The 9,839-nt window shown below is 73.5% G+C and carries 12 protein-coding genes; 6 read left to right on the plus strand and 6 right to left on the minus strand.

The annotated features are described in order from the left end of the window. On the plus strand, positions 1-333 hold a 333-nt coding region (locus tag PKC53_RS17645), incomplete at its 5' end, for a TlpA disulfide reductase family protein (RefSeq protein WP_324431011.1). 18 nt (positions 334-351) lie between these two features. Here PKC53_RS17645 and PKC53_RS17650 read toward each other — a convergent pair. The 3 genes from PKC53_RS17650 to PKC53_RS17660 form a co-directional block, all read right to left on the minus strand. Further along, entirely contained in the window at positions 352-1,947 is a 1,596-nt protein-coding gene (locus PKC53_RS17650) for a tetratricopeptide repeat-containing diguanylate cyclase (RefSeq protein WP_324431013.1), read from the minus strand. Next, positions 1,944-3,464 carry a CoA-acylating methylmalonate-semialdehyde dehydrogenase gene (locus tag PKC53_RS17655; protein ID WP_324431015.1) on the minus strand — a complete coding sequence of 507 codons (1,521 nt, stop codon included), beginning with the start codon at positions 3,462-3,464 and terminating at the stop codon, positions 1,944-1,946. Before PKC53_RS17655 ends, PKC53_RS17650 begins: the two co-directional genes overlap by 4 nt. 61 nt (positions 3,465-3,525) lie before the next feature. After that, positions 3,526-4,512: a LysR family transcriptional regulator gene (locus tag PKC53_RS17660; RefSeq protein ID WP_324431018.1), complete on the minus strand. Its 987-nt coding sequence runs from the start codon at positions 4,510-4,512 to the stop codon at positions 3,526-3,528. 213 nt (positions 4,513-4,725) lie between these two features. Here PKC53_RS17660 and PKC53_RS17665 point away from each other — a divergent pair, with 213 nt between their 5' ends. Together PKC53_RS17665 and PKC53_RS17670 are read left to right on the plus strand one after the other, a co-directional pair. Next, positions 4,726-4,953, plus strand: coding sequence for a hypothetical protein (locus tag PKC53_RS17665; protein ID WP_324431020.1), 228 nt, complete (start codon positions 4,726-4,728; stop codon positions 4,951-4,953). A 279-nt stretch (positions 4,954-5,232) separates the two neighbouring features. Next, positions 5,233-5,871 (plus strand): YecA family protein, encoded by a 639-nt coding sequence (locus tag PKC53_RS17670; protein WP_324431022.1) that lies wholly within the window; start codon positions 5,233-5,235, stop codon positions 5,869-5,871. 9 nt (positions 5,872-5,880) lie between these two features. Here the strand turns inward: PKC53_RS17670 and PKC53_RS17675 are convergent, their stop codons facing one another. Beyond that, positions 5,881-7,194, minus strand: coding sequence for a D-amino acid dehydrogenase (locus PKC53_RS17675; RefSeq protein WP_324431024.1), 1,314 nt, complete (start codon positions 7,192-7,194; stop codon positions 5,881-5,883). 94 nt (positions 7,195-7,288) lie between these two features. On the opposite strand from PKC53_RS17675, the gene PKC53_RS17680 reads away from it, so the two are divergent. Next, positions 7,289-8,215 carry a LysR family transcriptional regulator ArgP gene (locus PKC53_RS17680; protein WP_324431026.1) on the plus strand — a complete coding sequence of 309 codons (927 nt, stop codon included), beginning with the start codon at positions 7,289-7,291 and terminating at the stop codon, positions 8,213-8,215. Between the two features lie 18 nt (positions 8,216-8,233). Here PKC53_RS17680 and PKC53_RS17685 read toward each other — a convergent pair whose 3' ends face one another. Beyond that, complete coding sequence (locus PKC53_RS17685; protein ID WP_324431028.1) at positions 8,234-8,440, minus strand: hypothetical protein; 207 nt, start codon at positions 8,438-8,440, stop codon at positions 8,234-8,236. 200 nt (positions 8,441-8,640) lie between these two features. On the opposite strand from PKC53_RS17685, the gene PKC53_RS17690 reads away from it, so the two are divergent. Both PKC53_RS17690 and PKC53_RS17695 read left to right on the plus strand, forming a co-directional pair. Continuing rightward, on the plus strand, positions 8,641-8,865 hold the full coding sequence (locus tag PKC53_RS17690) for a hypothetical protein (RefSeq protein WP_324431030.1): 225 nt from the start codon (positions 8,641-8,643) through the stop codon (positions 8,863-8,865). 104 nt (positions 8,866-8,969) lie between these two features. Then, entirely contained in the window at positions 8,970-9,578 is a 609-nt protein-coding gene (locus tag PKC53_RS17695) for a helix-turn-helix domain-containing protein (RefSeq protein WP_324431032.1), read from the plus strand. 26 nt (positions 9,579-9,604) lie between these two features. On the opposite strand, the gene PKC53_RS17700 is transcribed toward PKC53_RS17695, so the two are convergent. Continuing rightward, a partial coding sequence (locus tag PKC53_RS17700) for a universal stress protein (RefSeq protein WP_324431034.1) occupies positions 9,605-9,839 on the minus strand: 235 nt, incomplete at its 5' end.

Genomic DNA, 9,839 nt, shown 5'->3' on the forward strand with positions numbered 1-9,839 from the left:
CGCGTGCTGGTGCTGTACTGGTGGGCCAGCTGGTGCCCGTTCTGCGCGCTGGTCACGCCGCACGTCGACCAGCTGTGGCGCGCGCAGCGCGCGCGCGGGCTGGCGATGCTGACGCTGTCGATCGACCGCAAGGCCGACGACGCGCTCGGCTACCTGAAGCGCAAGGGCTACGTGCTGCCGACCGCGCTGGTCACGCCCGAGGTGCACCGCGTGCTGCCCAAGCCCAAGGGGCTGCCGGTGACGGTGGTGCTCGGCCGCGACGGCAAGGTGGTGCAGGCCGAGGCCGGGCAGCTGTTCCCCGAAGACGTCGAGGCGCTGGCGCGCCACCTTTGACGCGCCCGCGGCGCCGGGTCAGTGCGCGACGACGCGGTCGCGCCCGGCGCGCTTGGCGGCGTACATCGCACGGTCGGCGGCCTCGTACAGGTCGTCGACGCCGTGCGGCGGCGCGTGCGCGAGACCGACGCTGGCGGTGACCTGCAGTCCGGGCGCGAGCGCGGCCCAGTCGTGCGCGGCCACGCGCTGGCGCAGCCGCTCGCAGACCTCGCGCGCGCGTTCGGGCGCGGCGTCGGGCAGCACCAGCAGGAACTCCTCGCCGCCCAGGCGAACGACCAGGTCGCTGGCGCGCACGTGGTCGCGCAGCATCTGCGCCACCGCGACCAGCACGCGGTCGCCGCAGCCGTGGCCGAAGCGGTCGTTGACGTCCTTGAAGTGGTCGAGGTCGATCAGCGCCATCGCCAGCGGTGCGCGCCGCTCGCCGGCGCGCTGCGCCAGCGCCGGCAGGTGGCGCTCGAGGAAGCGCCGGTTGCCCAGCCCGGTGAGCTCGTCGAGCAGCGCGTGCGCCTCGGCCTCGGCTGCGCGGCGCTGCTCGTGCTGGGCGTCGCGCCGCGCCTGCTCGGCCTCGAGCCGCGTCACCAGCAGCCGCGACTGCGCCTGCAGCTGGCCGATCGCACGCCGCCGCGACAGCCGTTCGTAGCGCTCGTGGTGCTGCAGCGCCTCGTCGACACGGCCGAGCGCGCGGCAGGCGCGGTACATCGCGTGGTGCACGCGCAGCAGCGTGGCGGGCTGGTCGGCGTCGCCGATGCCGGCGAGCAGCGCGTCCATCGCGCGGTGTGCGTCGTCGTCGCGACCGAGCTGCAGCAGCCGCTCGCCCTCGGTGCAGCGGATGCGCCAGGCCTGCGCGCGCAGGCCGTGCCGCGTCGCGCTGGCCAGCGCGCGCTCGAGCAGCGCGCCGGCCTCCTCGGCCTGGCCAAGGTGCACCAGCACCTCGCCGAGGTTGCCCTCGACGATGACGCGAAACGCCGGCTCGGGCAGCTCGTCGACGCAGTCCATCGCCTCGCGCGCGTGGCGCAGCGAGCGTTGCAGCGCGCCGTGCGCCTCGCTCGCGTCGGCGGCATCGCGCAGCAGGTAGAACATGCCGATGGTCACCGCGCACAGGTTGTTCAGCGTCACCAGGCGCTCGTAGCTGCCGCCGCCGTCGCGCGCGATCGCCAGCGCGTCGTTCATCAGCCGCTCGGCCTGCCAGGGGTCGCCCATGCGCTCGAAGCAGGCGCCCACGGCGGTCAGCGCCGGCACGATCCACTTCGGGTCGCCGGCGGCCTGCGCCTGCGCGTGGCAGTCCTGCGCGCAGCGCAGCGCCAGCTCGAAGCGGCCGAGTTCGCAGGCGCCGATGGCCATCCAGCGCAGCAGCTCGTGGCGCCACTGCGCGTGCGCCGGCGCCTGCAGCCGCGCGAGCAGCGGCTCGCCGACGGCGAGCAGCGCGTCGAGCTCGCCCAGGCGCAGGCAGCAGAACGCCAGGTGCCAGCCGGCCTCGACGCGGGTGCCGTCGTCGAGCGCGGCGTCGTCGTACAGCGCCTGCGCCAGCGCGCGCGCCTCGGCCAGCTGCGAGAGCCGGCGCAGCTCGCGCAGCGCGGCCAGGCGCGCGTCGTCGACGCCCGGCGGCGAGCTCACTTCGCGGTGGGCATCGTGAACTCGGCGCCCTTGGGCGTCGACGCCGGCCAGCGCTGCATCACGCTCTTCTGCCTGGTGTAGAAGCGCACGCCCTCCTCGCCGTAGGCGTGCATGTCGCCGAACAGGCTGCGCTTCCAGCCGCCGAAGCCGTGCCAGGCCATCGGCACCGGGATCGGCACGTTGACGCCGACCATGCCCACCTGCACGCGGCGCGCGAACTCGCGCGCGACGTTGCCGTCGCTGGTGAACACCGCGACGCCGTTGCCGTACTCGTGATCGTCGACCAGCGCAATGGCCTCGGCGAAGTCCTTCGCGCGTACGCAGGCCAGCACCGGGCCGAAGATCTCCTCGTTGTAGATGCGCATCGACGGCGTGACGTGGTCGAACAGCGTGCCGCCGGTGAAGAAGCCGCCGTCGTGCCCCGGCACCCTCAGGCCGCGGCCGTCGACGACCAGCTGCGCGCCTTCCTGCACGCCCAGCGCGATGTAGCCCTCGATGCGTTCGAGCGCCTGCCGCGTGACGATGGGGCCCATCTCGGCGTCGAGCTCCATGCCGTTCTTCACCTTCAGCGCCCTCGCGCGTTCGGCCAGCTTGGGCACGATGCGGTCGCCGACGTCGCCGACCAGCACCGCGACGCTGATCGCCATGCAGCGCTCGCCGGCGCTGCCGTAGGCGCTGCCGATCAGCGCGTCGACGGCCTGGTCGATGTCGGCGTCCGGCATCACCACCATGTGGTTCTTCGCGCCGCCGAGCGCCTGCACGCGCTTGCCGTGGCGCGCGCCGGTCTCGTAGATGTAGTGCGCGATCGGCGTCGAGCCGACGAAGGAGAGCGCCTTCACGTCGGGGTGCTCGAGCAGCGCGTCGACCACCGCCTTGTCGCCCTGCACGACGTTGAACACGCCGTCGGGCAGTCCGGCGCGCTTGAGCAGCTCGGCCATGAACAGGCTCGCGCTCGGGTCGCGTTCGCTGGGCTTGAGCACGAACGCGTTGCCGCAGGCCAGCGCGACGGGGAACATCCACATCGGCACCATGCACGGGAAGTTGAACGGCGTGATGCCCGCCACCACGCCCAGCGGCTGGCGCAGCGTCCAGTTGTCGATGCCGGTGGAGACCTGGTCGGTGTAGTCGCCCTTGAGCAGCTGCGGCACGCCGCAGGCGAACTCGACGATGTCGATGCCACGCGTGACCTCGCCCTGCGCGTCGGTGAACACCTTGCCGTGCTCGGCGGTGATCATCGCCGCCAGCGTGTCGCGGTGCTCGTTGAGCAGCGCGAGGAACGCGTTGAGCACGCGCGCGCGGCGGATCGGCGGCGTGTCGGACCAGGCCGGGAACGCGGCGCGCGCGGCGGCCACGGCGGCGCGCACGTCGTCGGCGTCGCCGAGTACCACCTGCCGCGCGACGCGGCCGGTGGCGGGGTTGAACACGTCCTGCCGGCGCGCGCTGCGGCCGGCCTCGGCGCGGCCGGCGATCCAGTGTCCGACCTCGGTGGTGGCGGTGAAGGCTTCGGGTGCGCCCATGCGGTGACTCCTGCTGCGAGACACCGCAGTCTATGACGCCCGGCGCCCGGCGCCGGCGACCTCAACCGGGTCGCTGCGGCGCAGGCTGCCACGCCGCGGCGCCGTCGGCGCGGGCCGGCGCGGCGAGCCAGGGGTCGCGGTCGTCGCCACCGAAGCACTCGACGCAGAAGTCGACGAAGGCGCGCGTGCGCAGCGGCAGGTGGCGGCGCGACGGCATCGCCGCATGGACGCCCAGCGCGAACAGCCGCCACTGCGGCAGGACGGCCTCGAGTTCGCCGCGGCGCAGCGCGTCGGCGGCGACGAACGACGGCAGCCCGGCGATGCCCAGGTCGCTGAGCGCGGCGGCCAGGTTGAGCTCGTAGTCGTTCGTGTCGAGCAGTGGCCGCGGCATCGCGACGGTCACCGAGGGCGCGTCGGCGCCGCCCGCGCCTGCGCGGAGCGTGAACCGCAGCTCGCTGCGCATCGCGTGCGGCGTGACGATGTCGTGCTGCTGCAGCTCCTGCGGGTGCTGTGGGCGTCCGCGGCGCGCCAGGTAGCGCGCGCTGGCGCAGGGCACGATCTCCGACGCGGCTAGACGACGCGCGACACAGCCGCGGTCGGGCAGGTCGGCGTCGACGATCAGGATGCTCACGTCGCTGTTCTCGTCCACCGTGGTCACCGACGCCGGCACGTGGAACTCCAGCCCCACTTTCGGATACCGCGCGTGGAACGCCGCCATGTGACGCATCAGCTGGTGCGACGCGAACGCCGAGCCGACGGTGACGCGCAGGCGCCCGGCGGCCTCCGTCAGGCGGCTGTCGATCAGCGCCTGCGCGTCGTCGAGCAACTGCAGCGCCTGCAGCGCGTACATCAGATAGTCCTCGCCGGCGTCGGTCAGCGCGAGGCGCCGGGTGTTGCGGTGCAGCAGGCGCGTGCCCAGGCTGTCCTCGAGGTCGGCCAGCGTGCGCGTCACCGCGGTGGGCGTCAGGTCGAGCGCCTGCGCGGCGGCCACCAGGCTGCCCTCCTGCGCGACGCGCGCAAACACCCTGAGGGCGCGCAGCTTGTCCATCCCCATCCCTTCGGCGCGGCCGGCGTGCCCGTCATGATGCGCCGCCGCCGCACGCCGCGGTGCCCCTACCGCGACGAAATTCTGAATTGCGCCGCGGCGCTCGCGCGCGCCGCCGGCGCCGCCTACGCTGAACAGGCGGGTCGGCGGCCGCGAAGTGCCGCCGACCACGGGGCGTGTACCCGGCGGTGTCCCGCGCCCGGACAGGAGCATGCGATGGTCATCAACAACCTTCCGAAGTGGCTGGCGCTGTGGACCGGCGTCGCGCTGACACTGCACCTGCTGGCTGCCGCCTGGTCGCACCACGCCCGCGGCGCGGGGCCCGCGGCAGGGCTGTGGTCGTCGCGCGCGACGCGCATGATCCACGTCGTCGAGGACGTCACGCTGGGGCTCGTCGCGGTGTCGTTCCTGCTCGGCCTGCTGGCCTACGTCGTCGGCGCCTGAGCGCCGCGCCGCCGCCGATCCCGCCCGCCGAGCACGCGCGGCTTCGCACTGAAAAAAAGAGCCCGCCGGGTGAGCGGCGGGCCGTGCAAGTCCTCGGGTGAGGACGTCGTTGGGACCGGAGCCGAAGGGCCCGACGGCGTGACGGTCGAGCCCTGGGACTGGGTGCAATGGTGGCCCCGGCGGCCGGCGCGCGCCACCCCGTGTCCGCGGGGCGCCGCCGAACGGCATGCGACATCCGCCGCGCGGTGCGTGAACGGCTGCACACCCGACAATGCCGGCATGCCCGACGCTGCCCTGACCGACGCCGACATCGACGCGCTGCAGCGCGAACTCGACGCGCTGCCAGCCCCGCTGGAGCCGCTGGACGTGGCCCCGCTCGACGGCTACCTGGTCGGCGTGCTGCTGCAGCCTCGGCCGGTGCCCGCGGCGCGGTGGCTGCGCTTCGTCGTCGACGACGAGGGCCGCGCGCCGCCCCCGGGCCTGGCGCTGGACCGGTTGCACGCGCTGGTGCACCGGCGGCACGCCGAGCTCGACCGCGCGATCGAGCGGCGCACCTGGTTCGACCCCTGGGTGTTCGAGCTCGACGCCGATGCGACGCCGTCGCAGACCGTGCTGCCCTGGGTCGCCGGCTTCGCGCTGGCGATGGAGCGCTTCCCGGGGCTGATGGCGCTCGACGCTGCGTCAGTGCTCGAGCCGCTGGCCGCGCTGTACCTGCACCTCGACCCCGACGACCTCGAGGATGCCGACGAGCTGCTGGCCGAGATCGAGACCCTCGAGCCGCCGCACGACCTCGCCGAGGCCGTCGAGGGGCTGGTCAGCGCGTCGCTGATGCTGGCCGACGTGTCGCGTCCGCGCCGCGACGTGCCGCCGCGCGGTGCCCGGCGATCACGCCCGGCGGTGCGCAGGCCACGCCGCTGACGTGCGGTCTCAGGCCGCGGCCGGCGCCAGCCGCCCGCCCGGCCGGACGGGCACCGCGCCGCTGAAGCCGAACGCCAGGTCCGGGCGCTTGCCGCTCATCAGCAGCGCCAGCGCGCGGCCCGACCCGGCACCGTGCGTCCAGCCCAGCGTGCCGTGGCCGGCGTTGAGCCACAGGTTGGCGATGCGGCTGCGACCGATGTACGGGATGTTGGTCGGCGTGCTCGGACGCAGGCCGGCCCAGAAGTTCGGCTCGCGGGTGTCGGCCACGCCGGGGAACAGCTGCTCGTAGCGTTGCACCAGCGCGCGGCAGCGCACCTGCGCGGTCGGGCCGTCGAGCGAGGTGTCGTAGCCGGCCATCTCGGCGGTGCCGGCGATGCGCACCTGGTCGCCCAGGCGCGAAATCGCGATCTTGCGGCCGTCGTCGAGCAAGCTCACGGTGCTGGCGCGCTCGGGGTGCTTCAGGCGCAGCGTCGCCGAGTAGCCCTTGGCCGGGTAGATGTTCAGGTACAGACCCAGCGGACGCAGCAGCGGCGCGGTGAACGCGCCCATCGCCGCGACGTAGTGGTCGGCGGCGAGCGTGCGCACCGCCTGCGTCGCGCGCTCGCGCACGCGCACGCCCGACACCGCGGCACCGGCGCGTTCGAGGCCGAGCACGTCGTGGCCGTACAGGAAGGTCGCGCCGCGCGCGGCGCACAGGCGCGCCAGCTGCTGCGTGAACACCTTCGCGTCGCCCGACTCGTCGCTGGGGGTGTAGGTGCCCCCGAAGATGTGCGGCGCGAACGCCGCGAGCGCAGGCTCGACCCGCAGCACGTCGTCGCGCGACAACACGCGGCGGTCGACGCCGTGGCGGCGCATGATCTCGGCGCCCGCGGCGCCGGCGTCGAAGTCGGCCTGCGAGGAGAAGAAGTGGAGGATGCCGCGCTCGAGCCGCTGGTACGCGATGCCGGTGGCCGCGACCAGTGCCTTCAGCGACTCGTGGCTGTAGCGCCCGAGCGCGACCAGCTGCGCCACGTTGCGCTCGAACGCCGCGTCGTGGCACTGCGTGAGGAAGCTCAGCCCCCAGCGCCACTGGTGCGGGTCCAGCCGGGGGCGGAACAGCAGCGGCGAGTCGTCGCGCAGCAGCCACTTGGCGACCTTCAGCGGCGCGTCGGCGCTGGCCCAGGGTTCGCAGAAGCTCACCGAGATTTGCGCGCCGTTGGCGAAGCTGGTCTCCAGCGCGGCGTCGTCCTGACGGTCGACGACGGTCACCTCGTGGCCCTCGTCGAGCAGGTACCAGGCGGTGCTGATGCCGATGATGCCGGCACCGAGGACGATCACTTTCATCGCGGGCTCCAGGGTCGCTACGGGCCGGATTGTGCGGATCGGTCGGTTCAAATGAAGATACATTCATGAACATCGTTTGACATTAGCGGCTCTAATGATTCACATCGACCCACCTGCGCTCGATTGCCTCGCCGCGCTGGCCGACGAGGGTCGCTTCGATCGCGCCGCCGCACGGCTCGCGGTGACGCAGTCGGCGGTGTCGCAACGGCTGCGAGCGCTCGAGGCGCAGGTCGGCCAGCCGCTGGTGATCCGCTCGCGACCGCTGCAGCTCACCGACGCCGGCAAGGTGCTGCTGCGTTTCGCGCGCCAGTGGCACGCGCTGCGCGCCGACGTGGCACGTGAGCTGGGCGCGGCCGCCGGCGAGCGGCTGCCGGTCGCGGTCAACGCCGACAGCCTCGCGACCTGGGTGCTGCCGGCGCTCGACCCGGTCGTCCAAGCCGGGTTGCGTGACGGCCGCGGGCTCGAGCTGGTCGTCGACGACCAGGACTTCACGCACGACTGGCTGCGCCAGGGCGCGGTGCTGGGCTGCGTGAGCACCGTCGCCGAGGCGCTGCGCGGCTGCAGCGTGCGCCCGCTGGGCGTGATGCACTACACCGCGGTCGCCAGCCCCGGCTTCGTCGCCGCGATGCTGCCGCGCGGGCTCGGGCGCGACAACTTCGCCCGCGTGCCGTTCCTCGTGTTCAACCGCAAGGACGACATGCAGGCGCAATGGGTCGAGCGCGCCTTCGGCGTGCGTGCGCCGCGGCTGCAGGAACGCTTCGTGCCGTCGAGCGACGCGTCGGTGCGTGCCGCGACGATGGGCTGGGGCGTCGGCGTCGCGCCGTGGATCCAGGTGCGCGACGCGGTGGGGCGCGGCGCGCTGGTCGCGCTGGCGCCCGAGGTCACGGTGCCGGTGGTGTTGCACTGGCACCAGTGGCAGTTCGGCAGCGACGCCGACGCACCCCCGAGCCTGCTCGACCAGGTCGGCAGCGCGCTGCAGCAGGGGGCGCGCGCGGTGCTGGAGCCGGTGGACGGCGCGTAGCCGCCGCGCGCTGTCCGGTCAGCGGTGCGCCGTGCCCGGACGGGGCGCCACACGCCCTGCGGCGGACCCCGGCTTGGCGTCTTCGGCCGGCGGCATCGGTCGCCCGAGCACCAGGGGTGCGACCCCGAAACGCTTCGCACCGGCACCGAGCGCGAGCCACAACGCGCTCACCACCGCGGCGACGACGGTCAGCCAGGTCAGCACGGCGAGGGTTCGACGGTCCATGGTCGGCCTTCGGCGAACGCGAAGATCAGCAGGAGCGCACGGCGCGCGCCCACGCGGCGCCGGCATCGACGCCAGCAGCAGCGGCGGTCGCGTTCATCACGTGAACTGTGGCGCAACGGTGCGGCAAATCAAGCCGCCGTCACCCACGGTTACGCATGACACTGGGCGCACCGGCCCTGCCGCCGCCCGAAAGGCCTGCGATGAGCGCACCGAATGCGATCCCTCCTCCCGGCGCGACGCTGTGGCAACGCCTGCGCGCGCGCCGCGAGAGTCCGGCCGGCCCCGACGCGGCCGACATGGGCACGGCTTTCGGGCTCGACATGAGCCTGGGGCTGCCGGCCGCCGAGTGCGCCCCCGGCGACCCCCCCGACGCGGCGGCCACGCCGCCCCGGCGTCCCTGGTGGGAGTTCGGGCCGACGCGCTGAGCGTCCTGCCTGACCGCACAGACCGCAAGGTCTGCACGTGACCGCGCAGGTCTGGCCATGACCGCGCCAGGCACGATGCGATCGCGCCGGCCTAGAATGTCGGCATGGCCAGAGTCTCGTTCCGACAGCAGATGCTGCAGGCGCGCGAAGACGCGATCGTCGCCGCCGTCAACCGGTTGCTCGCCGAAAAGGGCTTCGACGCGATGACCGTCGACGAGGTCGCCGCCGACGTCGGCATTGCCAAGGCCAGCCTGTACAAGCACTTCCCGTCGAAGGAGGAACTGGCCGCCGCGGCGATGGTGCGTGTGCTGCACCGCGCGCGGGCGTTCCTCGAGTCCGACGCGGTGCGTGCGCTGCCGCGTGCCGCAGACCGCCTGCGCGCCGTCACCCGATGGGCGATGCAGATGCAGCTGGCCGGCGAGATGCCGTCGCTGCCGTCGCAGAACTCGACGCTGCGCACGGCGCTGCTGCAGCACCGCGACTACCTCGACGGCCTGAGCGACGTCAGCGAACGGCTCGGCGAGACGATCGTGCAGGCGCAGCGCGATGGCGACATCAACGCCGCGCTGCCGCCCGAGCTGGTGCTGTACACGCTGTACGCGCGCGCCTGCGACCCGGTGCTGCCGCTGCTCAAGAGCACCGGCCAGTACGACGACGAGCGCGTCGTCGAACTCGTGCTGTCGACCTGCTTCGAAGGCCTGAACGCGCGCTGACCCGTCGCCGCCGGCGCGCGCGGCGTTCAGCGCACCAGCAGCACCGGCACCTTGCTTTGCGCGAGCACCTTGGTGGCGACCGAGCCCATCACCAGGTTGCCGATCGTGCCGTGGCCGTGCGAGCCCATCATCAGCAGGTTGTAGCCGCCCTTGTCGGCGACCGCGGCGATCGTGTCGGCGGCGTGGCCGACCTTGTGCACGAAGGTCGCGTCGATGCCCTGCTTCTTGAAGAAGGCGCGGATCGGCTTGAACACCTTCTCG

Origin of the sequence: Azohydromonas sp. (assembly GCF_035325925.1) — a bacterium.
In the GTDB taxonomy this organism is placed as follows: Bacteria; Pseudomonadota; Gammaproteobacteria; order Burkholderiales; family Burkholderiaceae_C; genus Calidifontimicrobium.

Coding starts and splice junctions, on each gene's coding strand:
- PKC53_RS17655 (WP_324431015.1), bottom strand. CDS start 3,464: ATGGGCGCACCCGAAGCCTTCACCGCCACCACCGAGGTCGGACACTGG.
- PKC53_RS17660 (WP_324431018.1), bottom strand. CDS start 4,512: ATGGACAAGCTGCGCGCCCTCAGGGTGTTTGCGCGCGTCGCGCAGGAG.
- PKC53_RS17665 (WP_324431020.1), top strand. CDS start 4,726: ATGGTCATCAACAACCTTCCGAAGTGGCTGGCGCTGTGGACCGGCGTC.
- PKC53_RS17670 (WP_324431022.1), top strand. CDS start 5,233: ATGCCCGACGCTGCCCTGACCGACGCCGACATCGACGCGCTGCAGCGC.
- PKC53_RS17675 (WP_324431024.1), bottom strand. CDS start 7,194: ATGAAAGTGATCGTCCTCGGTGCCGGCATCATCGGCATCAGCACCGCC.
- PKC53_RS17680 (WP_324431026.1), top strand. CDS start 7,289: ATGATTCACATCGACCCACCTGCGCTCGATTGCCTCGCCGCGCTGGCC.
- PKC53_RS17685 (WP_324431028.1), bottom strand. CDS start 8,440: ATGGACCGTCGAACCCTCGCCGTGCTGACCTGGCTGACCGTCGTCGCC.
- PKC53_RS17690 (WP_324431030.1), top strand. CDS start 8,641: ATGAGCGCACCGAATGCGATCCCTCCTCCCGGCGCGACGCTGTGGCAA.
- PKC53_RS17695 (WP_324431032.1), top strand. CDS start 8,970: ATGGCCAGAGTCTCGTTCCGACAGCAGATGCTGCAGGCGCGCGAAGAC.